A 23,920-nucleotide genomic window follows, 5' to 3' on the forward strand; every position below is an offset into this window, starting at 1 on the left:
CGCCCGAAGACATCGGCCGGGGGCTCGGCGCATGGCGGGGACGTGGGGGCGCCGTCGCGGGTGACACGTACAGGGATCACCACTCACCCCCGTACCGCTGCCGCTTGGCCCGCAGCCAGGCCTGGATCTCCCGGGTCTCGGCGGGGGAGGCGGCCCGAAGGTCGGAGGCGTGGATCGTCGCCACGAAATGCGTGAACCGCACGCGTCGGTGGGCGCCGTCCGCGGCGATGACCTTGCCGGGGCCGTAGACATCGGTGCCCGTATGGGCGACGAAGGCGCCCGGGCCGTGGGGGGTGTGCATCGCGAGCCTTTCGCTCTGTGTGTTGTTCCGGTCACACAGGGGCGTGGCTCACGTTACAACTCCCCGGGGCCTCAGTAGTGGGCGACGAGGACGGCGGAGAGGGCGAGCGCGCCGGGTAGTGCCTGGGCGAAGAGGATGCGGCGGTTGGCCGTGGCGGCGCCGTAGAGGCCGGCGATGACGACGCAGGACAGGAAGAAGACCTGGACGCGGAAGGCGATCGGGTCGTCGGCGATGAGACCCCAGACGAGCCCGGCGGCGAGGAAGCCGTTGTAGAGCCCTTGGTTGGCAGCCATCGCGGCGGTGTCGCGCGCCGTCTTCGCGTCGAACCCGGAGAAGCGACGGCCGGTCTTCTTCTCCCACAGGAACATCTCCATCACCAGGATGTAGGCGTGCAGCAGGGCGACGAGGGCGACGAGGATGTCTGCGGTCAGCGGCATGGCCGCATTGTGCCGTCGGGCGACGGGGGGTCGGGGGAAGGCGCGCACCGACTCGACTCGCGCAGAGCGGTTCGCGCGAACGAACGGTTAATTCCGGATCCCAAACTAAAAAGCAGAAAATAGTCTTAAAAGCTCGACGGAAGAGCCCACGGACCGGGAAACTGTCTACAACAGGCCTGCACACAGGCCTCGTTGGACAAAGTCCGCATCACATCCGGGGGATGACATGGCAGGAACTGCTCGTCGTTGGGCTGCGCGCATATCGGGCGTGGGAGCCGCATCGGCAATGATTTTCGGCGGGATGGCCGGCACGTCGTTCGCTATCGAGAACCCGCCCACGGTCACCATCAGCGTGAACTTCGGCGTGGTCGCGACCACGCACCCGGACACGGTGGGCTGCAACGGCTACAAGGTGGTCGGGACGGGGACCGCCGGCGGGGCGCCGGTCAACGGAGCCTCGTGGGCGCAGGACGAGGTGGCGTGTACCGCGACCGTCCCCGGCAAGTACGACATCAAGGGGACGGCGACGCTGACGGAGAGCGACGGCGACAAGCTCTTCATCAGCTACGAGCTCTCGGCGCCGCTGACGTCGGACACGATGGTCTACCCGTCCGGCACGTTCAAGATCCTGCGGGGTGAGGGCAACTTCGAGGACTCGACCGGGGGCGGCCAGATGAACGCCAAGGTCAACCTGCTGGACCACGCTCACGCCAGCGCCACGCTGACGGGGTACATCCGTAAGTACTGGCAGATCTGATCCACGGCCACCACCACCCGCCGGGGGTGCCCGGTGGGTGGTGGTGGGTGGTGGTGCGGGTCTTGGGGTCCCAGGGGTGGGTCGAGGCCCACTCGAAACGCCCGCCCCCAGGGCCCACCCCCACCTCACCCAGCACCGCTGAAATCCCTTCGCCCCCGCGGTCCTTCACCCGTTAAGATCACCCCAAGGGCGGGGTCGTAGCACAGAGGTAATGCGCCGCGATGGCATCTCGGAGGACGCCGGTTCGAATCCGGTCGCCCCGCCCCCTTACACCTCGGAGGCCGGGTTCATGCGGGTACGGATAGCCCAGGCCGTGGCTCTGCTCTCCACCGGGCTGCTCACCGGCGCCTTCGGCTACGGTGCGGCCAACCTCGTTCCCACCTTCCGTGCCGTGCCCCTCGACATGCGGCTGGACTTCCACACCCAGCTGATGACGATGAACGGCATCACCATGCAGACGGCGATGGCGCTGTCCTTCCTCAGCTCCCTGACCCTGGCCGTCCTCGCCCGCGGCCGCGCACGGCTGCTCGCCGGCGTCGCAGCGCTGCTTGCCCTGGCGTCCTTCCTGATCACCCGGTTCGGCAACGTGCCGATCAACGGCCGGATCAAGGAGTGGGCCGCCTCCTCCGCCCCGGCCGACTACGCGGAGTTCCTGCACCGCTGGGAGCTCTTCAACCTCGCGCGCACGTCCACGGCCCTCCTCGCCTTCGTCCTGCTGATCGCCCTCGTCGTGAGCGGACCCCGTGGCGAGGACGCGATCACGGACGCGATCACGGACACGGACGCGGGCGCGGACCACGCCGGTCCCCCCGCCCGTCGCCGCCCATAGCCGCCCGCAGCCGTCCGCAGCCGTCCGTCGTCGCTTCTGCCCCCGGCCCCGGCCCCGGCCCCCGCGCCCGCCCCCTCAGGACGCGTTCGGCATCGCCGACACCGCCGCCGCCGAGATCTTCCTGGCCTCCTCCTCGCACGTCTCCGCCGGGTGGCGCTTCCCACCCAAGGACACCACCACCTTCAGGTTTCCCGTGCGGACGTACAGCGTGCACGTCGTATCCTCGCTGCTCGGAGCGCTCCAGAAGGCCTCGTCCGCGAAGGCGATGCCCGTTTCCGGGCGTTCGCCCTCCGCGTCGTCCGCGAACTCCTGCTCCTGGCGCCGTGTGCCGTTCTCGTTCGTGCCCGCACTCCGGCGCAGTTCCCAGCGGACCAGCGCGTGCGCGTAGTAGTTCCAGCCGTCCGGCTGCGGCTCGTCCTTGTCGTTCCAGGAACACCGGGTCTCCGCGGTGTCCGAGTAGTCGATGTACTGGTCCTGGTCGGGGCGTCGTTCCCCCGGCACCGGCAGTTTCGCGGCGACCTCCGAGCAGACCGGCATCGCGATGAAGCGGTCCGGCGGACCGGCGCCGAGGGCGCCGTCCTTCAGGTACCACCAGGCCCCGCCGCCCAGGACGGCCAGAACCACCCCGGCGGCGACGAACCGGCCGGTCCGACGGGGGCGGCGGCCCGGAGCCGCGTCCACCCGCGTGGCCACAGCAGTCGGTGCGGCCGCCCCGCCGCCCGGTGGCAGGACCACCGTCCGCTCCCCGCCATGGTCGTCGTCCCCGCCCACCAGCAGCCGGTCGATGCCCCGCCGCTGTTCCCCGATCGCCGCATGCACCGCCGGCGGCCACTGCCGTGCCACCGGCGCCGCCGGCCCCAGCGCCGCGAGGAGCTGCGCGGGCGTCGGGCGGGCCGCCGGGTCCTTCGCCAGGCACCACGTCACGAGCGGGCGCAGTTCGGCCGGTACGGCGGTGAGGGCCGGCTCCGTGTGGACGACGTTGTACAGGGCCTGGAAGGTGGAAGGTCCGGCGAACGGACTCGCCCCGGTCGACGCGAGCGCCAGGACCGAGCCGAGCGAGAACACGTCGCTCGCCGGGCCGAGTTCCTTACCCTCCGCCTGCTCGGGCGACATGAACGCGGGTGACCCGACCACCAGCCCCGTCCCCGTCAGCTCGGTGACATGCCCGGCCCCCGCCTCCGCCGCCCGCGCGATCCCGAAGTCGATGACCCGGGCCCCGTCCTCCGCCAACAGCACGTTCTCGGGCTTCAGATCGCGGTGCACCAGCCCTGCGCGGTGGATCTCGTCCAGCGCCGTCGCCAGCTGCACGGCGAGCCGCCGTACCGTCTCCACGGGCAGCGTCCCGGTCCGCTCGACCGCCGCGCCGAGCGACGGCCCGGCGACGAAGACCGAGGCGAGCCAGGGCGTGGCGGCCTCGGTGTCGGCGTCCATCACGGCCGCCGTGCACGCGCCGGACACCCTCCGCGAGGCCGCGACCTCGCGCCGGAACCGGGCGCGGAAGTCCTCGTCGGCGGCGAGCCGCGCGTGCACCTGCTTCACGGCGGCGAGCCGCCCGTCCGGTGCGGCGCCGAGGAACACGCGGCCCATGCCGCCGCGGCCGAGCTCGGAGAGCAGCCGGTACGGACCGGCTGCGCGCGGGTCGGTGGGTCCCAGGGGTCGCATCACGGGGCCCCCTTCGCCGTCGGCTTCGCCTTGGCCTGCAGCGCCGCCATGGCCTGCCTCCCGAGGTCCTCGGTCACGGCCTCACACGTCCCCGGGGGGTAGTTCGTGCCCTTCACCAGGACGAACAGCTCGGCGTTCACGTCCCGGCCGTACAGCACGCAGTAGTTGCCGTCCGGCTTGTACCAGAGGGCCTCCTCCACGAAGTCGAGCGTGGAGACACGCAGGGTCTTGCCCCGTATGTACATCCCCTCGTAGTGGGTCTTCGACTGCTCGGCTCCGGTGAGCCCGCCCTTCTTCGACCGGTAGACGTCCCAGACGACGACGATCTCGTCGCCGGAGCGGGTGTTCCAGGTGCACTGGTTCCGCTGTCCGTCCTCCGAGGTGGTCGGCGGCCCGCCGTCCTTGACCGGGAACGGGGTGAAGCCGGGGGGTCGTTTCATCGCCGTCCCGGCCTCCGCGCAGGTCGGGATCGTGCCCGTGTACGTGTCGGTCACCTGGTTCAGCGGTACGTTCCCCGGCGTCGGTACGGGTTCCGGCACGACCATGTGGTACATCTCCGCCGCCCAGCCCGTCGCGGCGAACACCGCCCCGGTGACGGCGAGGGCCCCGGCGGTCACGGCGGCGGTGATCCACCGGCGCTGCCGTCGCGAACGCCGTACGGGCACGGGAGCGGGCGCGGCCGGCCCCGCCTGCGTCGGTACCGACGCCACGAGGAGCTCGATCTCCGCCGCCTGCTCCGCGATCCGCCGCTGTACGCCCTCCGGCCACGGCTGCCGCAGCGGGGCCACCGGGCCGATCATGGCGAGGACTTCTTGCGGCGAGGGCCGCAGGGCCGGGTCCTTGGCCAGGCAGGCCGCGACGATCCCGCGCAGGCCCGGCGGTACGCCGTCGAGGGCGGGTTCGGTGTGGGCGATGGAGTGCATGAGGGCGGGGACCGAGGTGCCGCTGAACGGCGTGGTCCCCGTGCAGGCCACCACCAGCGTGGCGCCGAGCGCGAACACGTCCGTGGCGGGTGTCGGGGCCTCGCCCCGGACCTGCTCGGGTGCCATGAAGGCGGGGGAGCCGATGAGCGCGCCCGTGTGGGTCAGCTTGGTCATCTGGTCGGCGGCGCGCGCGATGCCGAAGTCGATGACGCGGACGCCGTCGTCGGTGAGCAGCACGTTCGACGGCTTGAGGTCGCGGTGGACGAGCCCGGCCCGGTGGATGTCGACGAGGGCCTGTGCGAGACCTGCGGCGAGCCGCCGTACGGCCTCCTCGGGCAGCCCACCCGGGTCGGACGCCCCCGCGGACCCCGATGCCGATGTCGCTGCCGACGCCCTCGCCCCCGCCACCGCCTCGCTCAGCGAGGGACCCGGCAGGAACAGCGACGCCAGCCACGGCGTCACCGCCTCCGGGTCGGCCTCGACCACCGGTGCCGCGTAGGCGCCCGACACCCGGCGCGAGGCGTCGACCTCCCGCCGGAACCGCGACCGGAACCCGGCGTCGTCGGCCAGATCGGCGTGCACCTGCTTGACGGCGACGAGCTGTCCGTTCGCCGCCATCCCGAGCAGGACCCGGCCCATCCCGCCCTGCCCGAGCACCGCGACCGTACGGAACGGCCCCACCTGCGACGGATCGTTCGGCCCACATGGCTGCATGCTGTCGTCACCCTCCCCCGAGAACGCCTGGGGAGTCTAAGGGCTGTGCGGGCGCGCCGACTTGGGCACCCCTCGCGCACGATCCGGCCCTCCGGCCACGTCCTAGTTGAGCCGCGCCCGCGCCGCCTGTGCCCGGCGCCGGACCGTCGTCGCCGACTCCGGGTCCACCGCGTCCATGACCTGCGCGTATGCCTCCATCTCGGCCGCCCCCGTCAGGAAGTCCCCGCGCTGGACGAGCAGCTCGGCGCGCTCGTAGCGGAGTCTCGCCGGGTGGGAGGGGAGGAGCAGGGAGAGTTCCACCGCCCACAGGGCCACGTCGGAGCGCTCCGGGCGGGGGGCCGCCCAGGCGCGGATGTTGTTGAGGACCCGCAGCACGATCGCGCCGGGCTCGGCGGGCCGGAGCATCGAGCGGTCGAGGGCCTCGCCCGTCGCGCTCGTCACCAGGAGCTCGGCATCCGGGCCCGTCATGGCGCGGCCGCCCGCGAAGGGGTCGGCGAGGTTCAGGTCGGCGGGGTCGCCGAAGCCCACGACGAAGTGGCCGGGCAGCCCGAGCCCGTACACGGGGGCGCCGGCCCGCCGTGCGACCTCCATCCAGACGACGGAGAGCAGGATGGGCAGGCCGCGGCGGCGCCTGAGCACCTCGTGCAGGAGCGAGGACTCCAGACGCTGGTAGTCGGCGGGCACGCCCTCGAAGCCCTCCCGGTCGCCGAGGAGCTCGGCGAGGGCGGTGGTCCAGTCGCCGAGGATCCGGGTGGCGTAGGGGACGAGCCCGGCGAGGCGGTCGAGTTCGATCTCGGCCTCGTTCAGGACGTGCCGGGTGACGGTGGGGTCGGCCACCGCTCCGATCAGCAGGCAGAGCCGGGCGAGGTCGGGCCGCTCCGACCGCGCCTCCTCCGCGAACTCCCGTCGCCAGTCGGGCGGGTCCTGGCTCTCGCCGGCGTCCTCACCCGCTGCCCCGTCCTGCCGTGGTGCTCCGTCCTCCGGTCCGTTCTCCGGCCCGTCCTCCGGTGGTGGTACGTCCTCCGTCACGCCTCCGTCACGCCTCCGCCCATCGGTAGTGGTGGTAGTGGTGGTGCGGCGCGAAGCCCATCCCGTCGTACAGCGCCCGCGCGCCGTCGTTGTCCGCCTCCACCTGGAGCCAGGCCGCCGACGCGCCCTCGTCGAGGGCCTGCCGGGCGAGCGCCGTCATGACGGACGTCGCCAGGCCCCGGCGCCGCTGCTCGGGGTCCACCTCGACGGCCATGAAGCCGGCCCAGCGTCCGTCGACCACGCACCGTCCGATCGCCGCCGGTACCTCTCCCGTGCCCGCCACGGATGCGAACCACACACTCGGGCCGGACGTCAGCACCGACCGTACAGCCGGGCCCGGTTCGCCGAAGCGCTGATAGCGGCGGAGCCACGACTCGTCGACGGTCCGTGAGAGGCGTACGGCGGAGACGTCGGCGTCCAGGTCGCCGATCGGGGCCAGTGCCGCGATCCGCACCTCGGCGGAGACCTCGCGCCGCCAGCCGTGCCGGTCGAGGGCCGCGCAGAGCAGCTCCTGGGTGCCCTCGGCGCCGGTGGCGGTCTGGATGTACGCGGGGAGCCTCCTGGCCTCGTACCACGCGCGTACGTGCTTCAGGGCGTCGGCGATCGGCAGCCCCGGATCGCCGAGCGGGAGCACCGAGTTGGCCCGCCGGGTGAAGCCGTCGGAGGCCCGCAGGGTCCACTCGCCGAGCATCTCGCTCTCGACCGGCCGCCACGCGCGCGCGGTGGCGCGGGCCAGCTCGGGGAAGGTGGCGGAGGGGCCGCGCCGGCGGGCCGGGGCGGCCGGGACGATCTTCCCGGCGACCAGGGTGGATTCCGCGATCCGGACGCTCTCGCCGCTCTTTCGTGTGATCAGCAGCACAGAGTTGTCCCATGATGTGAGAACACCGACCGCGTCGGTGAACTTCTCACCCGTAGTCGCTGAGTCCGTCACGTACCGAACGGAGACACGTTTTCCCACGTCAGCGCCGGTAATTCGGACCTCAAGGCGTCCTCCGCCGGTGAATTCCACAGCTTCTCCGCCCCTCCTGTTCGGATCGCCCCCAAGAACGGAGATACTAGGTGCGGGCATCGACGACGCCGCGCTCCCGCGCAGACCAGCCCTATCGAGGAGGAACGACAGCGTGACCTACGTCATCGCGCAGCCTTGTGTCGACGTGAAGGACAAGGCGTGCATCGAGGAGTGCCCCGTCGACTGCATCTACGAGGGCAAGCGGTCCTTGTACATCCACCCGGACGAATGCGTCGACTGCGGGGCCTGTGAGCCGGTCTGCCCGGTCGAGGCGATCTTCTACGAGGACGACACCCCGGAGGAGTGGAAGGACTACTACAAGGCGAACGTCGAGTTCTTCGACGAGCTCGGTTCGCCCGGTGGTGCCTCCAAGCTCGGCGAGATCGAGCGCGACCACCCCTTCATCGCCGCCCTGCCGCCGCAGAACGGCTGATCGACCGCTTCAGGTCGCATCCGGTCCCGTACGGCGTCGGCCGCCGTGCGGGACCGAGGCGTTTCCCGACGCCTCCCCCGCGCACGTACAGGAAGTGAGAGCCAACCCGTGAGCGCAGTCTCTTCGCGCCTGCCCGTCTTCCCCTGGGACAAGCTGGAGCCGTACAAGAAGACGGCCGTGGCGCACCCCGACGGAATCGTGGACCTCTCGGTCGGCACGCCCGTCGACCCGGTCCCCGCGCTGATCCAGGAGGCCCTGGTCGCGGCGGCGGACTCGCCGGGCTATCCGACGGTGTGGGGGACGAAGGAGCTGCGGGACGCGCTGACCGGCTGGTGCGAGCGGCGGCTGGGCGCGGTGGACTTCACCCACGAGAACGTGCTGCCGGTGGTGGGCTCCAAGGAGCTGGTGGCCTGGCTGCCGACGCAGCTGGGTCTCGGCGCGGGCGACCGGGTGGCGTACCCCCGGCTCGCGTACCCGACGTACGAGGTCGGCGCGCGGCTCTGCGGTGCGACGCCCGTCGTCTACGACGACCCGACGCTGCTGGACCCGGCGGGGCTCAAGCTGCTCTGGCTCAACTCCCCGTCCAACCCGACCGGCAAGGTCCTCTCCAAGGACGAGCTGACCCGGATCGTGGCCTGGGCGCGCGAGCACGGTGTCCTCGTCTTCTCCGACGAGTGCTACCTGGAGCTGGGCTGGGAGGCCGACCCGGTCTCCGTGCTGCACCCGGACGTCTGCGGCGGTTCGTACGAGGGCATCGTCGCCGTCCACTCCCTGTCCAAGCGCTCCAACCTGGCCGGCTACCGGGCCGCGTTCATCGCGGGCGACGCGGCCGTGCTCGGTGAGCTGCTCCAGATCCGCAAGCACGGCGGCATGATGACGGCGGCGCCGGTGCAGGCGGCGACGGTCGCGGCGCTCGGCGACGACGGGCACGTGGCCGAGCAGCGGGAGCGGTACGCGGCCCGCCGGGCGGCGCTGCGGGCGGCCCTGGAGGCGCACGGCTTCCGGATCGAGCACAGCGAGGCGAGCCTGTACCTGTGGGCGACCCGGGACGAGCCGTGCTGGGAGACCGTGGCGTACCTCGCGGAGAAGGGCATTCTCGTGGCGCCGGGCGACTTCTACGGCGAGGCGGGGGAGCGGTTCGTGCGGGTCGCGTTCACGGCGACGGACGAGCGGGTCGCGGCGGCGGTCAAGCGGCTCGGCTGACCGTCCACGACATGCAGGAAGGGCCCGGGGAGCATCCGCTCCCCGGGCCCTTCCTCGTGACGGTCTCCCGTGGCGGCTTCCCGGCCGGGTCAGCCGCCGAGGGGCAGGCCGCCGAGCGTCTGGCCGGTCGGCAGGCCGCCGAGGCCGCCGCCCAGGGCGCCGCCGGTCGGGCCCTCCGCGCTCTCGGCGGCGGCGCCGGCGGTCTTGCCGACGACCTCGCCCGCGCTGCCGGCGGTGTCACCGGCGACCTGCTGGGCGGCCGGGGTGGCGGTCTTGCCCGCCGCGCCGACCGTCTTGCCGGCGGCGGGGACGGCCGTACCGACGGCCTGGCTGCCGGTGGAGCCGACGACGCCGGTGGCGGTCTGTGAGGCGCTGTCGACGGCGGTGCCCGCACCGGCGGCGTCCAGGGCGGTGATGCCGCCGAGGGCGCCGGTCGGCGCGAGGTTGTGGTCCAGGGCGCTCGCGGAGCCGGCCGCACCGACCACGGGGGCTGCTCCGGCCGCGATGAGGAGGGCGGCGCGGGCGATCCGACGGGTCAGGGGGAGGGACATGGTGCTCCTTCGACGAGGTGCGAGGTGTTGTTCGGACGCAGTGACAACCGGCCCTGGGGCGGGTTGGGTTGCGGCGGTCGAAGGTAAAGACTTGGTAATGCGTCGTATTGTCGGGTGGGGAGGAAAACGGACGAACGTGTCATTGTGCAGCCGTCTGGCGAACCGTCACTTCCCTTGCCCCGTAAGGGAATTGGGAGGGCGGGGCGCGGTGCGCGAAAGACGGCGCGGAAGGGTCGCGAATTTCTCCGGACGCGCACCGGTGTCATGCCACGGGCGAGTGAACGGCCGTACGGGTGATCGGCTGCCGATCGGTCGGAGATCGGTCGGGGAAGGGCCGCAGGTCGACCGGAGACCGACCGCCGAGCGGCTACTGGGCGAGTCGCATGCGGACGGATTCCGCGCCGGAGGCGGGTGCGCCCAAGGTCTCGACAGACCCCGCCGACCCGTCCGCCGACCCCGCCGAGAACGCCTTGGAGGCCCCCGGGACCTTCGACCAGCCTCCCCGCGCCTCACCCGCGCGCCACACCCGGTCCCCGTACACGACCTCCGTGATGCGCAGCGTCTCCGCCCGCGCCACGGCCCACTGCGCCAGCTCCCAGCCGCGCCGCGCGTCCGAAGCCGCGCCCGCGGACCCGCCCGTCGACCGGACCGGCACCACGAGCACCGGTGGCTCGGCCGCCGACCGGCCCGCGCTCGGGCCGCCCGTCACGGCCGTCGGGGCCGTCTTCTCGCCGAAGGCGCGTACCAGCTCGGCGCGCACCTTCTCGGGATCGCCCGGACGGCCCTCGGCGTCGCTCGTCGTACAGGAGAGGGCGGCCGGGGACCGGCCCGTCAGTGCCGCCGAGAGAAGGGTGGCGTCCGGCTCGTGCTTCGCGTACGCCTGCGGGAAACCGCTCTTCTGCACCTTCTGCGCCGCCACCGTCAGCGGCAGCCGCGAATACCCCGGGACCTTCTCGAGACCGTCGTAGAACTTCCCCGACGCGTACACCGGGTCCATGATCTGCGCCGGCGTTCCCCAGCCCATCGAGGGCCGCTGCTGGAAGAGGCCGAGGGAGTCCCGGTCGCCGTGCTCGATGTTCCGCAGCGCCGATTCCTGGAGCGCCGTCGCGAGGGCGATGGTCACCGCCCGCTCCGGCAGGCCCCGGGTGGTGCCCGCGGCGGAGATCATCGCGGCGTTCGACGCCTGCTCCGGGGTGAACTCGTACCGGTTGTCCCCGGTCCCGACACTGCACCGGGGCGTGCCGGTACTCCCCGTCATCTGGTGGAAGGCCACGTACGAGGCAAGGCCGAGGAGCGCGGCGAAGGCGGCCGCGGAACGGGCGAGGCGGCCGCGACGGCGGGGGCGGGTGGGCTCGGACACGGGGCCCACCGTACTGGAGGCCGCGTTAGGGTCGGCACATGGCTGACATCACCCCGCTCGACACGCCCCTCGACCTGTCCCAGGACGGGGCCGCGCTCACCGCCGCCCTCGTCGACTTCCCGTCCGTCAGCGGGACCGAGCAGCCGCTCGCGGACGCCATCGAGCAGGCACTGCGCGGCCTGCCGCACCTCACGGTCGACCGGTACGGAAACAACGTCGTGGCCCGTACGCGCCTCGGCCGTGGCGAGCGGGTCGTCCTCGCCGGCCACATCGACACCGTGCCGATCGCCGACAACGTGCCCTCGCGGCTCGACGAGGACGGCATCCTGTGGGGCTGCGGCACCTCCGACATGAAGTCCGGGGTCGCCGTCCAGCTGCGGATCGCCGCCACCGTCCCCGAACCCAACCGCGACCTCACGTTCGTCTTCTACGACAACGAGGAGGTCGCCGCCCACCTCAACGGCCTCGGGAAGATCGCCGACGCGCACCCCGACTGGCTGGAGGGCGACTTCGCCGTCCTCCTGGAGCCCTCCGACGGGCAGGTCGAGGGCGGCTGCCAGGGCACGCTGCGCGTGATCCTGCACACCGCGGGCGAGCGGGCCCACTCCGCGCGCTCCTGGATGGGTTCCAACGCCATCCACTCCGCCGCCCCGATCCTGGCCCGCCTCGCCGCGTACGAGCCGCGCAAGCCGGTCATCGACGGCCTGGAGTACCACGAGGGCCTCAACGCCGTCGCGATCCAGGGCGGCGTCGCCACCAACGTCATCCCCGACGCGTGCACGGTCACGGTCAACTACCGCTACGCCCCCGACCGCTCGCCGGCCGAGGCGCTGGCGTACGTCCGTGAGTTCTTCGCCGACTGCGACATCGCCGACTTCGTGATCGACGACGAGAGCCCCGGCGCCCTGCCCGGCCTCTCCCACCCGGCGGCTGAGGCCTTCATGAAGGCCGTCGGCGGCAGCGCCCAGCCCAAGTTCGGCTGGACCGACGTGTCCCGCTTCAGCGCCCTCGGCGTGCCCGCGGTCAACTACGGCCCCGGCGACCCCATCTACGCCCACAAGCGGGACGAGCACGTGCCCGTCGACCGGATCCACCACTGCGAGGCACGGCTCCGCGACTGGCTGACCGCCTGACCGCCTGACTTCCCTCGCCCCGACTCCCGTAATTTCGCATTTCGTCACCTCTGTGGTCCTACGCTGACCGGACCAGAAGATCGTTGGATCGACGGAGGGAGCAGGCCATGGGTATCCCTGAAGGGGAGACGAAGCCGGAGGAGCAGCGGCTCGGGCCGGTGCTCAGGCGCAGGGACCAGGTCCAGCCGGGCACCACGGACCAGCGGCTGCTCGACACCGAGGGCGACTCGGAATGGGTGCACACCGACCCCTGGCGGGTCATGCGCATCCAGTCCGAGTTCGTCGAGGGCTTCGGCGCCCTCGCCGAACTGCCGAGCGCGATCAGCGTCTTCGGCTCGGCCCGCACGAAGCCGGACTCGCCGGAGTACGAGGCGGGTGTACGGATCGGCAAGGCGCTCGTCGAGGCCGGCTTCGCGGTCATCACGGGCGGCGGCCCCGGCGCCATGGAGGCGGCCAACAAGGGGGCCCGGGAGGCCAAGGGCGTCTCCGTGGGCCTCGGCATCGAGCTCCCCTTCGAGCAGGGGCTCAACCCGCACGTCGACATCGGCGTGAACTTCCGCTACTTCTTCGTCCGCAAGACGATGTTCGTGAAGTACGCGCAGGGCTTCGTGGTCCTGCCCGGCGGCCTCGGCACCCTCGACGAGCTCTTCGAGGCGCTGACCCTGGTCCAGACCCGCAAGGTGACCCGCTTCCCGATCGTCCTCTTCGGCACGGAGTACTGGAAGGGCCTCGTGGACTGGCTCCGCGACTCGGTCGTCGCGGGCGGCAAGGCCTCGGAGCGGGACCTGCTCCTCTTCCACGTCACGGACGACGTGGAAGAGGCGGTGGCGTTGGTGACGAAGGAGACGGGCAAGTAGCGGTCCACGGGGCGGGGGCGACGGTCTCCCGTCGCCCCCGCCCCGTTCTGCCCCGCCGAGTTCCGTCCGTGCCCGGCCGGCCGGACACGGCGTCGGGTTCCGTCCCCCGCCCGGCTATGCCAGCCCGTGGCGCGCCCGGCTACGCCAGCCCGTGGCGCGCTCGGCTATGCCAGCCCGCGGTGCGCTCGGCTATGCCAGCCCGTGGCGCGCTCGGCTATGCCAGCCCGCGGTGCGCCCGGCTACGCCAGCCCGCGCCGTGCCACGGCCGGTGCCCGGTGCCCGGCGATGGACGCCACCATGTCGAGCACCTGCCGCGTCTCGGCGACCTCGTGCACCCGGTACACCTGCGCCCCCAGCCAGGCGGACACGGCAGTCGTCGCCAGGGTCCCGAGGACCCGCTCCTTCACCGGCCGGTCGAGCGTCTCGCCGACGAAGTCCTTGTTCGACAGGGACACGAGCACCGGCCAGCCCGTCTCCGCCATCTCTCCGAGCCGCCGCGTCGCCTCCAGGCTGTGCCGGGTGTTCTTCCCGAAGTCGTGGCCCGGGTCGATCATGATCGCGTCCCGCCGCACCCCGAGCGCGACCGCCCGCTCCGCGAGCCCCACGGTCACGCGCAGGATGTCGGCCATCACGTCCTCGTACTCCACGCGGTGCGGCCGCGTCCGCGGCTCCGCGCCACCCGCGTGCGTGCACACGAGCCCCGCGCCGTACTTCGCGGCGACCTCGGCGAGTCCGGGGTCGACCCCGCCCCACGCGTCGTTCAGGACGTCCGCGCCGGCCTCGCAGACCGCCGCGCCGACGTCCGCCCGCCAGGTGTCCACGCTGATGACGACATCGGGATGGCGGCGGCGGACCTCGGCGACGAAACCGACCGTGCGCCGCGCCTCCTCCTCGGCCGTGACCTCCTCGCCGGGGCCCGCCTTCACCCCGCCGATGTCGATGATCGCCGCCCCCTCGGCCACGGCCTGCTCGACGCGGGCGAGCGCCGGCTCGTCCCGGAAGGTGGCGCCCTGGTCGTAGAAGGAGTCCGGGGTCCGGTTCACGATCGCCATGATCACCGGCTCGTGCGGCCCGAATTCACGCCGTCCCAAGCGCAGCATCCCTTTTGTCCTCCCTCGTGTCCGTTCGCCTGCGACCCTAGCTGTCGGTGGCGCATGGCACGATCGGCACGGGACGTTTTCCACTCCGGGGAGAGGCACGCAGGTGTTCTGGTTTCTGCTCATCACGATGGTCGTGGTCGTGGCCGCGGTGACCCTGGCCGTGGTCGGCGGCGGCGACAGCGAGGTGCTGCCCGACGTGGCGCCCGAGGAGCTCGTCGACCCGCTCCCGGCCACCCGCCCGGTCGACCGCGCGGACGTCGAGGCGCTCCGTCTCCCCGTCGCGGTCCGCGGCTACCGGATGGCGGACGTGGACGACGTGCTGGTCCGCCTCGGCGCCGAGCTGGCCGAGCGCGACGCCCGGATCTCCGAGCTGGAGGAGGCGCTCGCGGGAGCGGCCGCCGCCGGTGACGGAGAGGACGGGCGGGCGTGACGGCCGGCGGGGCGGTGCCGGGCCCGGACGGGCGGCTGCGCTGCCCCTGGGGCCTGTCGACCGAGGACTACGTGGCGTACCACGACGAGGAGTGGGGCCGCGCGGTCCACGGCGACGACGCGCTGTTCGAGCGGCTCTGTCTGGAGGCCTTCCAGTCGGGTCTTTCGTGGATCACGATCCTGCGCCGCCGCGAGGGCTTCAGGGCGGCGTTCGCCGGTTTCCGGATCGCCTCGGTCGCCGAGTTCGGCGACGCGGACCGCGAGCGGCTCCTCGTGGACGAGGGCATCATCCGCAACCGGGCCAAGATCGACGCGACCCTGGCCAACGCGAAACTGCTGACCGACTGGGCCCCGGGCGAACTGGACGAGCTGATCTGGTCGTACGCCCCCGATCCGAGGACCCGCCCCGTCCCGCGTACGGTCGCGGACGTCCCGGCGGTCACGGACGAGTCCACGGCCCTCTCGAAGGCCCTCAAGAAACGAGGCCTCCGCTTCATCGGCCCGACGACGGCGTACGCCCTGATGCAGGCGTGCGGGCTGGTCGACGACCATGTGAAGGGCTGCGTGGCCCGGGGCGGGAAGTAGCCCCGGACCGTTGCCCCCAGGCGTACGGCGGCTTCTTCCGGGCACCGGCGGTGTCCCGGGCGACCACGTCGCGGCGGCCGTCTCCCGTGACGTCGCCGACCGCCTCGATCCGAGTGGTGAGCGGATCTTGTGGACGCGCCCACCACTCGTACGAACGGGCTCCGGGGTCCGTCAGCGGCCCAGGTACTTCGGCTTCTCCTTGGCGATGAAGGCGCGGACCGCGATCGTGTGGTCCTCGGAGGCGCCCGCGCGGTTCTGGAGTTCCTCCTCCTTGTCCAGGGCCTCGGACAGGGAGTGGTCGGCGCCGTAGGCCAGGGACTCCTTCAGGGCCGCGTACGCCACCGTCGGGCCCTCCGCCAGCTTGCGGGCCACCTTCTCGGCCTCGGCGGCGAGGTCGGCGGCCGGGACCACGCGGTTCGCGATGCCCAGCTCGTACGCCTCCTGGGCGGTGATCGAGCGCGGGAAGAGCAGCAGGTCGGCGGCGCGGCTCGGGCCGATCACCCGGGGGAGCGTCCAGGACATGCCCGAGTCGGCGGTCAACGCGACTCCGGCGAAGGAGGTGTTGAACGACGCGGTGTCCGCGACCACCCGGTAGTCCGCCGCGAGCGCGAAGCCGAAGCCGGCCCCCGCCGCGACACCGTTCACGCCGGCCACGACGGGCTTCCGCATGCCCGCGAGCGCTTTGGTGATCGGGTTGTAGTGGTCCCGGACCGTGTTCATGGTCTCCCGGGTGCCGTTCTCGTGGTCCGCCATGAGCAGACCCACGTGTTCCTTCAGGTCCTGACCGACGCAGAACGCCCGCTCACCTGCCGCGGTGAGCAGTACCGCCCGTACGGCGGGGTCCGCCGCGGCCGTCTCGGCCGCGTCGCGGAGGGCGACTTTCGCCGCCACGTTCATCGCGTTCATGGCCTCGGGGCGGTTGAGCGTGATGGTGGCGAGCCCGTCGCTCACCTCGTACAGCACCGTGTCGGCCATGGGGTTCCCTTCGCCTCTTTGCGTGGTTGACCTGCACAGCATGGCGGACATCAACCGCCCCGCCCATGTGAGCTGCGTCAAAGATTTGAAGGGCTCGGTGGGACGCCGAGCGGCGAAGTATCGCAGGCTGATCGCCGAAATGTGGGGTTTTGAGAGAGCGCGTTGCGCAAGCGATGCCATTCGATGTTGGTCATCGGGTCCTGCCATGCGGGATAATGACCTGGAAGCAATGTGTTCGAAGCCGGTGACGCGTGCTCCAGGTCATGGAGCTGCCCGGCTGACAATGAGCTGGTTTCAGGAAGGGGAACAAGCATGGCGGCCATGAAGCCGCGGACGGGTGACGGCCCGCTCGAGGTGACCAAGGAGGGGCGGGGCATCGTCATGCGCGTTCCGCTCGAAGGCGGCGGTCGACTTGTCGTCGAGCTGACTCCCGACGAGGCCGAGGCGCTGGGCGACGCCCTGAAGAAGGTCGTCGGCTGACCTTCCCTCGCATCCTGAGCACTGCCCCGGCACGGTCCGCCCGTGCCGGGGCAGTGGTGTGTCCGGGGTCGGAGACGGGGACGGGGACGGGGACGGAAGACCGTCACGTCGGGAGTGGGGCGGGACCGGGGCTTCTCAGCCGCGGCGGACCGCGCACAGCAGGCCGTCGCCCACCGGCAGCAGGGAGGGGATGAGCTCCTGGCTCTCCCGCACCGTGCGCAGCAGCTCGCGGACCCGCTGGACCTCGGCCGGCTGGGCCGCCGAGTCGACGGTGCGGCCGTCCGCGAAGACGCCTTCGAAGCAGACGAGTCCGCCAGGTCGCAGCAGGCGCAACGATTCAGCGAGGTAGTCCAGGTACTCGAGCCGGTCGCCGTCGCAGAACACGAGGTCGTACCCGCCGTCCGCGAGCCTCGGCAGTACGTCCAGGGCCCGGCCGGGGATGAACCGCGCCCGGTTGCCCGCGAAGCCGGCCGCACGGAACGCTGTCTTGGCGAGCTGCTGCCGCTCCGGCTGGAGGTCCACCGTCGTCAGGACGCCGTCCGGCCGCATCCCGAGCAGCAGATAGATGCCCGACACGCCGGTGCCCGTGCCGATCTCCGCCACCGCCTTCGCGTCCGCCGTGGCCGCGAGCAGGCGCAGCGCCCCACCGGTGCCCGGCGACACCGAGGGCAGCCCTGCCTCCCGGGCCCGCTCCCGGGCCCAGCGCAGAGCTTCGTCCTCGGCGACAAAGGCGTCGGCGAACGACCAGCTCGTCTGCCGGTTGGCGGTAATGGCCCTCTCCTGTCCCCGTAGTTGACGCAACGGTGACTGTATCCGCTGTCAGCGGGAACCCGCAGATGGGACCGGGCGTTCACCAGGGGAAGGACGCGACAGGAGGAAGCCGGGGGAGCCGGCTCCAAATTCGCGTAAAGATTCTTATCCGGAGCTAACGGGCGAGGTGGCTATGGTAGGGGCTCCACTGGACACCACCAGAGCCGACAGGGGAGGTGCGGCTGCGCCTGTGGATCGGGGAGGAGTGCTTCGGCGTCTTCTCAGGTCGGCGGGTGAGCCGAAATCCGTGACCGACACCGCTGACCGAATCCGCACCGCCGACTCCGCTCCCACCACCGCGACCTTCGCATCGGATGCGGAATCGCAGGCGTGGACTCCGCCCACCTGGGAGGAGATCGTCAGCACGCACAGCGGCCGGGTATACCGCCTCGCATACCGGCTGACCGGCAACCAGCACGACGCCGAGGACCTGACCCAGGAGGTCTTCGTCCGCGTCTTCCGCTCGCTGTCGACGTACACGCCGGGCACCTTCGAGGGCTGGCTCCACCGCATCACCACCAATCTCTTCCTCGACATGGTCCGCCGCAAGCAGCGCATCCGTTTCGACGCGCTCGCCGACGACGCCGCCGAGCGGCTGCCCAGCCGTGAGCCCTCGCCGCAGCAGGTGTTCAACGACACCCACTTCGACGCCGACGTGCAGCAGGCCCTCGACACCCTCGCGCCCGAGTTCCGTGCCGCGGTCGTCCTCTGCGACATCGAAGGACTGTCGTACGAGGAGATCGCCGCGACTCTCGGCGTGAAGCTCGGCACCGTCCGCAGCCGCATCCACCGCGGGCGCTCCCACCTGCGCAAGGCCCTCAAGCACCGCTCGCCCGAGGCACGGGCGGAGCGTGCCCTGGCCTCCGTGGGATGGGAGGCAGGGACAGCGTGAGCGGCACACGTCCCTCGTCACCGACCCCCGCGGAGCACCACCTCGGGGACCGGCTGGCCGCGCTCGTCGACGGCGAACTCGGCCATGACGCCCGCGAGCGGGTCCTCGCCCACCTCGCGACCTGCGCCCGCTGCAAGGCGGAGGCCGACGCGCAGCGCACCCTCAAGAGCGTCTTCGCCTCGGCGGCTCCTCCGCCGCCCTCGGAGGGGTTCCTCGCCCGACTGCAGGGGCTACCCGGGGGCCCCGGTGAGCCGGGAGGCCCCGGCGGACCGAGAGGCCCCCTCGAAGAACTCCTCGGCGCGGGCGGCATGAGGTCCGACGGCTTCGCCACGGCGGCCGTCGTCACCCCGCACCCCGGACACCCCGCTCCGCAGACCGGCTTCCGCATCCACGAGGTCGGCGACCGCGCGTCCGGAACGTGGCGCGGCCGGCGTTTCGCCTTCGCGGCGGCCAGCGCCGTCTCGTTCGCGGCCATCGCCCTCGGCGGCACCCTGCCGCTGGAAGCCTCGGTGAACGCGAGCGCGCGCGGCGGTCAGGGCACCGGTACGGCGGTCACCCCGCTGCGCGCCACCGCCGCGGGGCCCGGCGGCGGCACGGCCGTCTCCCGGGGTACGCGCTCCGGCGAGCGCGGCGCCCAGTCCGTCGACGGCTCGCAGGTGGCACCGGGGGCTCCGCTGACCCCCGGGACCGCGGCGGCGCTGCCGCACGGGCCGGTGTCACCGGTCGGTCCGGGCACGGTCCCGGCGGGCGCCGTCCCGCCGGACGCGGTGCGCTCCCCGGCCATGCCGCTGGTGGCGGTACGGCTCCGGGACCCGGCCGCGCAGTCGTTGCTCGCGCTCTCGCCGTTCATACGACCGACGGGGCCGGCCCTCCGACTGGCCTTCGGTCCCGGACCCGGTCCGGCGCCCGGCCCGACCACTGCACCGCTCGGCTCCCACCGCTGACCCGCGACCTGGTTGAATCCAGGGACAGGGGCGCCCGCCCAAGGGGGCGCGGACGGGTCACTGGGTTGCGGGGAGAGCATGAACAACGGGAAGCCGAACTGGTGGAGCCGGCCGTCGAGCGCACCGGAGGCGGCACGGATACCCTCGCCGCCTCCGGCCGACGACCTCACGGAGGGCGTCACCGCCGTCGCCGCTCATGACGCCGACGGCGATTTCCCGCTGCCCGCGCCGCAGCCGTCGACCGCAGCGCCCGAGGTGTCGGACGCAGGCACCGTCGTGGCCGACGTGACGGATGTGGCCGATGCGGGGGACACGACGGTGATGCCTCAGGCCGCCGACGCGCCCGCGCCCGTGCCCGCCGCCGTGCTGCTGACCAAGAGCGAGGCCCCCGCACCGGCGGACGCGGTTCCGGCGGACGCGGCCCCGACCGAGGCCCTCCCGGTGATCGGGGCTCAGATGACCGGGGCTCAGGCGGCCGGGGCTCAGGCGACCGAGACCCTGCCGGTGGCCGACGCCTCCGTGGCCGACGCCTCTCCGGCCCCGGCCGCCCCGGCGCCCGCCGAGACCGCGCCGACGCCCGCCGAGACCGCGCCGACGCCCCTGCACGCGCCCGACGAGTACCGGACGCCGCCCTACGGCGAGCCCGGCCCCTGGGCGCCCGCGCCGCCCGTACAGCGCCCCCCGGCGCCCGTACCGCCGCAGCAGGCCCACGTGGCCCCCGTACCGCCGCAGCAGGCCCACGTGCCCTCCGTACCGCCGCAGTCCCAGCCGCACCCCCAGCCCCAGCCGCACCCCCCGCTGCACGCGCAGGGTGGCGCCGTGCCGCCTCAGGCCGGTGCGCCCTGGGTGCAGTACGACCCCTGGGGGGCCGGCGGGGCCGGGCTCCCGCCCCTGCCCCCGAGGAAGTCCCGCAAGGGGCTCGCCATCGCCGGAGCGCTCGTCTTCGCGCTCGTCACCGGAGTCATCGGCGGCGGCATCGGCGCGTACGTCGAGCGGAACGGCGGGATCACCACCGTCGAGCTGCCGCAGGCGGACGGCGGCGACACCGACCGGGCCCCCGACAGCGTGGCCGGGATCGCGGCCAGCGCCCTGCCCGGCGTCGTCACCCTGCACGTCAAGGGCGGCGGTTCGTCCGGCACCGGCACCGGCTTCGTCCTCGACACCAAGGGCCACATCCTCACCAACAACCACGTCGTGGACGGGGCCCAGTCCTCCCGCGACATCTCGGTGACCTTCTCCAGCGGCGAGACCGCCCGCGCCAAGGTCGTCGGCAAGGACACCGGCTACGACCTCGCCGTCGTCCAGGTCACCGGCGTCTCCGGCCTCAAGCCGCTGCCGCTCGGCAACTCCGACAACGTCCGCGTCGGCGACCCCGTCGTCGCCATCGGCGCCCCCTTCGACCTCTCCAACACGGTCACCTCCGGCATCATCAGCGCCAAGGAGCGCCCGATCACCGCGGGCGGCGAGAAGGGCGACGGCAGCGACATCAGCTACGTCGACGCCCTCCAGACCGACGCCCCCATCAACCCCGGCAACTCCGGCGGCCCGCTCCTCGACGCCAAGGGCCGGGTCATCGGCATCAACAGCGCCATCCGCGCGGCCGGCGGCTCGGGCGAGGGCGAGGGCGGCAGCGCCTCCCAGCCCGGCTCCATCGGCCTCGGCTTCGCCATACCGATCAACCAGGGCAAGCGCGTCGCCGAGGAGCTCATCAACACCGGCAAGGCCACCCACCCGGTCATCGGTGTGAGCCTCGACATGCAGTTCAACGGCGACGGCGCCCGGGTCGGCGAGAAGGGCAAGGACGGCTCCGCCTCCGTCACGCCCGGCGGCCCGGCCGCGACGGCGGGGCTCCGCCCCGGCGACGTCATCACCAAGGTCGACGGGCAGCGCGTGCACAACGGCGAGGAGCTGATCGTGAAGATCCGCGCCCACCGCCCCGGCGACCGGCTGGAGCTCACCCTGACCCGGGACGGCAAAGAGCTGACAAAGACGTTGACGCTCGGCTCGTCCCAGGGCACCTGAGCGCCATGTGGCCGACACCGGGAGGTACCCGCCCGGCAGTTTCGGCGGGTACCGTGGACCGGGCCCTTGACCGGCATGAAGGAGCTACTAGGTGTTCAGCGACATAGGCGCACTCGAGCTGGTGACGCTCGTCGTCCTCGCCGTGCTCGTCTTCGGGCCGGACAAGCTCCCGAAGGTCATCCAGGACGTCTCGCGCTTCATCAGGAAGGTCCGTGAGTTCTCGGACAGCGCGAAGGAGGACATCCGCAGCGAGCTGGGGCCGGAGTTCAAGGACTTCGAGTTCGAGGACCTCAACCCGAAGACGTTCCTCCGCAAGCAGATGGAGCAGAACGAGGACCTCCGGGAGCTCAAGGAGCTGCGTGGCAGCTTCGACCTCAAGAAGGAGATGAACGACGTCGCCGACGCGGTCCACGGCCGTGAGCCGCAGCCCTCGGCCGTCAACGGCTCCCCGTCGGCCGGTGGTCCCTCCGGCGCCGTCGCCTCTGCCAACGGCACCCCGGACCTGCTGAAGAAGCAGGACAAGCGGGACGATCAGGGCCCTGCGGAGCGTCCTCCGTACGACTCCGACGCGACCTGACGACGGGCTGTCACCAACCCGACGCGTCCCGGTGGCTATCCTCCCTCTGTTGACGGAACGAGGAGGCGGCCGAGATGGAGACCACGAGTCGGGTGGAGGGCGTACCCCTGGCCCGGCGGACGGCCGAGGGCTATCTGCGCGCACCCTTCGCCTGGTACGGCCTGGACGAGGCGTTCACCGGGCCGCGCTGGCTGATGCAGGTGGGCACGGCGGCGGACGGCAGCGTGCAGCACGGGTCGACCGGGCACGGGGAGACGCCGTCGATAAAGACGGACGCGAGCGGCGCGGAGAAGGAGCGGTTCGCGGTCGTCGTGACGGTGGCCGCGAGCCCGGTCCGGCGGACCGGTGACGGCACGGGCGTCCTCGACGCCACCACCGTGTCCTCGGCGGCCTGGCTGGCCGGCTCGGGGCTGCTCGTCCACACCTGGCCCCCCTCGCTGGACCACGCGACGCGGGACAACTGGCTGGACCAGCAGACCGAGACGGCGTTCGAGCTGGCCGACGACCTCGACGGGGCGGAGTGGTCCACGCTGTCGCTGCCGGTGGACGGGGTGCCGATGCCGTTCCACTACCGCGAGTCGGAGTTCGGGTGGGTCCTCGCGGGGTCCGCTGCCGGGGTGCACATCGGGGCGTACGGGCGTGGGATGAGCGCGTACGGTCTGGGGTTCGCCCAGATCAAGGACCTCGACGCGTACGCCTGACGGCATGACGAAGGGCGCCCCCGAGGGGGCGCCCTTCGTCATGAACCCCGGAACCTCAGAACTTGTTGCGCGGCGTGATGCCCAGGCTCATGCCCGAGAGGCCTCGCTGGCGGCCGCCGAGCTTGCCGGCGATCGCGCGGAGGGCCGCGCCCGCCGGGGAGTCCGGGTCGGAGAGGACGACCGGCCTGCCCTCGTCGCCGCCTTCGCGGAGCCGTACGTCGATCGGGATCGAGCCGAGGACCGGGACCGTCGCGCCCGTGGTCTGCGTCAGACCGTCGGCGACCCGCTGGCCGCCGCCCGTGCCGAACACGTCGACGATCTCGTCGCAGTGCGGGCACGGCAGGCCCGCCATGTTCTCGACGACACCGACGATCTTCTGGTGGGTCTGGACGGCGATGGAGCCGGCCCGCTCGGCGACCTCGGCCGCCGCCTGCTGCGGGGTGGTGACGACCAGGATCTCCGCGTTCGGCACGAGCTGCGCGACCGAGATCGCGATGTCGCCGGTGCCCGGGGGCAGGTCGAGCAGGAGGACGTCCAGGTCGCCCCAGTACACGTCCGCGAGGAACTGCTGGAGCGCGCGGTGCAGCATCGGGCCGCGCCACACCACCGGCGCGTTGCCCGGGGTGAACATGCCGATGGAGATGACCTTCACGCCGTTCGCCGACGGCGGCATGATCATGTTCTCGACCTGGGTCGGACGGCCGTCCGCGCCCAGCATCCGCGGCACGCTGTGGCCGTAGATGTCGGCGTCGACGACGCCGACCTTCAGACCGTCGGCGGCCATCGCCGCGGCCAGGTTCACGGTGACGGACGACTTGCCGACGCCACCCTTGCCGGAGGCGACCGCGTACACCCGGGTCAGCGAGCCCGGCTTCGCGAACGGCACCTCGCGCTCGGCGGTCGTGCCGCGCAGCGCCGCCGCGAGCTCCTTGCGCTGCTCGTCGCTCATCACGTCCAGCGAGACCTCGACGCCGGTGACGCCCTCGACACCGGAGACCGCCTCGGTCACCCGCTGGGTGATGGTCTCGCGCATCGGGCAGCCGGAGACGGTCAGGTAGACCGTGACGGCGACCTTGCCGTCCGGTTCGATCTCCACCGACTTGACCATGCCGAGCTCAGTGATCGGTTTGTTGATCTCGGGGTCGTTCACCGTCGCCAGTGCTTCGAGCACCGCGTCTTCCATAGCCATACCGACGATGGTACGGCG

General features: G+C 72.4%; 25 protein-coding genes, 1 tRNA gene and 1 pseudogene. 15 read left to right on the top strand and 12 right to left on the bottom strand.

From position 1 onward, the window contains the following. Positions 1 to 76: 76 nt before the first annotated feature. Both E0F75_RS11110 and E0F75_RS11115 read right to left on the bottom strand, forming a co-directional pair. Positions 77 to 301 carry a hypothetical protein gene (locus E0F75_RS11110; protein ID WP_187622351.1) on the bottom strand — a complete coding sequence of 75 codons (225 nt, stop codon included), beginning with the start codon at positions 299 to 301 and terminating at the stop codon, positions 77 to 79. Positions 302 to 372: 71 nt separating this feature from the next. Next, a complete protein-coding gene (locus E0F75_RS11115) occupies positions 373 to 738 on the bottom strand; it encodes a DUF1304 domain-containing protein (protein ID WP_187622352.1) in 366 nt (121 codons plus the stop codon). Between the two features lie 301 nt (positions 739 to 1,039). Between E0F75_RS11115 and E0F75_RS11120 the strand changes: the two genes are divergently transcribed. From E0F75_RS11120 to E0F75_RS11130, 3 genes are all read left to right on the top strand, one after another. Beyond that, positions 1,040 to 1,495, top strand: a complete 456-nt coding sequence (locus tag E0F75_RS11120; RefSeq protein ID WP_187622353.1) for a hypothetical protein — start codon at positions 1,040 to 1,042, stop codon at positions 1,493 to 1,495. Positions 1,496 to 1,684: 189 nt separating this feature from the next. Beyond that, positions 1,685 to 1,759: transfer RNA gene (locus tag E0F75_RS11125), tRNA-Ala, on the top strand. 25 nt (positions 1,760 to 1,784) lie between these two features. Beyond that, positions 1,785 to 2,324 carry a DUF1772 domain-containing protein gene (locus tag E0F75_RS11130; protein ID WP_187622354.1) on the top strand — a complete coding sequence of 180 codons (540 nt, stop codon included), beginning with the start codon at positions 1,785 to 1,787 and terminating at the stop codon, positions 2,322 to 2,324. 75 nt (positions 2,325 to 2,399) lie between these two features. Here the strand turns inward: E0F75_RS11130 and E0F75_RS11135 are convergent, their stop codons facing one another. The 4 genes from E0F75_RS11135 to E0F75_RS11150 form a co-directional block, all read right to left on the bottom strand. Next, entirely contained in the window at positions 2,400 to 3,986 is a 1,587-nt protein-coding gene (locus E0F75_RS11135; RefSeq protein WP_187622570.1) for a serine/threonine-protein kinase, read from the bottom strand. Then, the gene (locus E0F75_RS11140; protein WP_187622355.1) at positions 3,986 to 5,623 is read right to left on the bottom strand and encodes a serine/threonine-protein kinase; all 1,638 of its coding nucleotides are present in this window, start codon (positions 5,621 to 5,623) and stop codon (positions 3,986 to 3,988) included. The genes E0F75_RS11135 and E0F75_RS11140 overlap by 1 nt, the downstream gene beginning before the upstream one ends. Before the next feature lie 102 nt (positions 5,624 to 5,725). Continuing rightward, entirely contained in the window at positions 5,726 to 6,652 is a 927-nt protein-coding gene (locus E0F75_RS11145; RefSeq protein ID WP_187622356.1) for a transglutaminase-like domain-containing protein, read from the bottom strand. Between the two features lie 7 nt (positions 6,653 to 6,659). Continuing rightward, positions 6,660 to 7,661, bottom strand: a complete 1,002-nt coding sequence (locus E0F75_RS11150) for a GNAT family N-acetyltransferase (RefSeq protein ID WP_187622357.1) — start codon at positions 7,659 to 7,661, stop codon at positions 6,660 to 6,662. Between the two features lie 112 nt (positions 7,662 to 7,773). Between E0F75_RS11150 and fdxA the strand changes: the two genes are divergently transcribed. Together fdxA and E0F75_RS11160 are read left to right on the top strand one after the other, a co-directional pair. Continuing rightward, positions 7,774 to 8,094, top strand: a complete 321-nt coding sequence (fdxA, locus tag E0F75_RS11155; protein ID WP_015035968.1) for a ferredoxin — start codon at positions 7,774 to 7,776, stop codon at positions 8,092 to 8,094. Between the two features lie 108 nt (positions 8,095 to 8,202). Beyond that, entirely contained in the window at positions 8,203 to 9,297 is a 1,095-nt protein-coding gene (locus E0F75_RS11160) for a bifunctional succinyldiaminopimelate transaminase/glutamate-prephenate aminotransferase (RefSeq protein WP_187622358.1), read from the top strand. Positions 9,298 to 9,386: 89 nt separating this feature from the next. Here the strand turns inward: E0F75_RS11160 and E0F75_RS11165 are convergent, their stop codons facing one another. Next, a complete protein-coding gene (locus tag E0F75_RS11165) occupies positions 9,387 to 9,848 on the bottom strand; it encodes an ATP-binding protein (RefSeq protein WP_187622359.1) in 462 nt (153 codons plus the stop codon). 367 nt (positions 9,849 to 10,215) lie between these two features. After that, positions 10,216 to 11,217, bottom strand: coding sequence for a hypothetical protein (locus E0F75_RS11170; RefSeq protein ID WP_187622360.1), 1,002 nt, complete (start codon positions 11,215 to 11,217; stop codon positions 10,216 to 10,218). Between the two features lie 29 nt (positions 11,218 to 11,246). Between E0F75_RS11170 and dapE the strand changes: the two genes are divergently transcribed. Then, positions 11,247 to 12,341, top strand: a complete 1,095-nt coding sequence (gene dapE / locus E0F75_RS11175; RefSeq protein WP_187622361.1) for a succinyl-diaminopimelate desuccinylase — start codon at positions 11,247 to 11,249, stop codon at positions 12,339 to 12,341. A 107-nt stretch (positions 12,342 to 12,448) separates the two neighbouring features. Further along, positions 12,449 to 13,198 (top strand): TIGR00730 family Rossman fold protein, encoded by a 750-nt coding sequence (locus tag E0F75_RS11180; protein WP_187622362.1) that lies wholly within the window; start codon positions 12,449 to 12,451, stop codon positions 13,196 to 13,198. A 239-nt stretch (positions 13,199 to 13,437) separates the two neighbouring features. Here the strand turns inward: E0F75_RS11180 and folP are convergent, their stop codons facing one another. Further along, on the bottom strand, positions 13,438 to 14,298 hold the full coding sequence (folP, locus tag E0F75_RS11185) for a dihydropteroate synthase (RefSeq protein ID WP_055603474.1): 861 nt from the start codon (positions 14,296 to 14,298) through the stop codon (positions 13,438 to 13,440). Positions 14,299 to 14,401: 103 nt separating this feature from the next. On the opposite strand from folP, the pseudogene E0F75_RS11190 reads away from it, so the two are divergent. Both E0F75_RS11190 and E0F75_RS11195 read left to right on the top strand, forming a co-directional pair. Then, positions 14,402 to 14,710 (top strand): annotated as a pseudogene (locus E0F75_RS11190) (hypothetical protein); the annotation flags it as partial. 14 nt (positions 14,711 to 14,724) lie between these two features. Then, complete coding sequence (locus tag E0F75_RS11195; RefSeq protein ID WP_187622364.1) at positions 14,725 to 15,312, top strand: DNA-3-methyladenine glycosylase I; 588 nt, start codon at positions 14,725 to 14,727, stop codon at positions 15,310 to 15,312. 171 nt (positions 15,313 to 15,483) lie between these two features. Here E0F75_RS11195 and E0F75_RS11200 read toward each other — a convergent pair whose 3' ends face one another. After that, complete coding sequence (locus tag E0F75_RS11200; RefSeq protein WP_187622365.1) at positions 15,484 to 16,287, bottom strand: enoyl-CoA hydratase/isomerase family protein; 804 nt, start codon at positions 16,285 to 16,287, stop codon at positions 15,484 to 15,486. A 312-nt stretch (positions 16,288 to 16,599) separates the two neighbouring features. Between E0F75_RS11200 and E0F75_RS11205 the strand changes: the two genes are divergently transcribed. After that, positions 16,600 to 16,767 (top strand): DUF3117 domain-containing protein, encoded by a 168-nt coding sequence (locus tag E0F75_RS11205; RefSeq protein ID WP_009997451.1) that lies wholly within the window; start codon positions 16,600 to 16,602, stop codon positions 16,765 to 16,767. A 135-nt stretch (positions 16,768 to 16,902) separates the two neighbouring features. On the opposite strand, the gene E0F75_RS11210 is transcribed toward E0F75_RS11205, so the two are convergent. After that, the gene (locus E0F75_RS11210; RefSeq protein WP_079042285.1) at positions 16,903 to 17,568 is read right to left on the bottom strand and encodes an O-methyltransferase; all 666 of its coding nucleotides are present in this window, start codon (positions 17,566 to 17,568) and stop codon (positions 16,903 to 16,905) included. 142 nt (positions 17,569 to 17,710) lie between these two features. On the opposite strand from E0F75_RS11210, the gene sigE reads away from it, so the two are divergent. The 5 genes from sigE to E0F75_RS11235 all read left to right on the top strand — a co-directional run bounded on the left by sigE (position 17,711) and on the right by E0F75_RS11235 (position 22,713). Further along, positions 17,711 to 18,469, top strand: a complete 759-nt coding sequence (gene sigE / locus E0F75_RS11215; protein WP_073912007.1) for an RNA polymerase sigma factor SigE — start codon at positions 17,711 to 17,713, stop codon at positions 18,467 to 18,469. Continuing rightward, positions 18,466 to 19,413: an anti-sigma factor gene (locus E0F75_RS11220; protein ID WP_187622366.1), complete on the top strand. Its 948-nt coding sequence runs from the start codon at positions 18,466 to 18,468 to the stop codon at positions 19,411 to 19,413. The genes sigE and E0F75_RS11220 overlap by 4 nt, the downstream gene beginning before the upstream one ends. A gap of 78 nt (positions 19,414 to 19,491) precedes the next feature. Then, positions 19,492 to 21,435: a S1C family serine protease gene (locus E0F75_RS11225; RefSeq protein ID WP_187622367.1), complete on the top strand. Its 1,944-nt coding sequence runs from the start codon at positions 19,492 to 19,494 to the stop codon at positions 21,433 to 21,435. 91 nt (positions 21,436 to 21,526) lie between these two features. Then, positions 21,527 to 22,012 (top strand): sec-independent translocase, encoded by a 486-nt coding sequence (locus tag E0F75_RS11230; protein ID WP_187622368.1) that lies wholly within the window; start codon positions 21,527 to 21,529, stop codon positions 22,010 to 22,012. 74 nt (positions 22,013 to 22,086) lie between these two features. Continuing rightward, positions 22,087 to 22,713, top strand: coding sequence for a hypothetical protein (locus tag E0F75_RS11235; RefSeq protein WP_187622369.1), 627 nt, complete (start codon positions 22,087 to 22,089; stop codon positions 22,711 to 22,713). Between the two features lie 55 nt (positions 22,714 to 22,768). Here the strand turns inward: E0F75_RS11235 and E0F75_RS11240 are convergent, their stop codons facing one another. Further along, positions 22,769 to 23,902, bottom strand: a complete 1,134-nt coding sequence (locus tag E0F75_RS11240; RefSeq protein WP_187622370.1) for an Mrp/NBP35 family ATP-binding protein — start codon at positions 23,900 to 23,902, stop codon at positions 22,769 to 22,771. Between the last annotated feature and the right edge of the window lie 18 nt (positions 23,903 to 23,920).

Origin of the sequence: Streptomyces sp. CB02980 (genome assembly GCF_014451325.2) — a bacterium.
Lineage (GTDB): Bacteria > Actinomycetota > Actinomycetes > Streptomycetales > Streptomycetaceae > Streptomyces.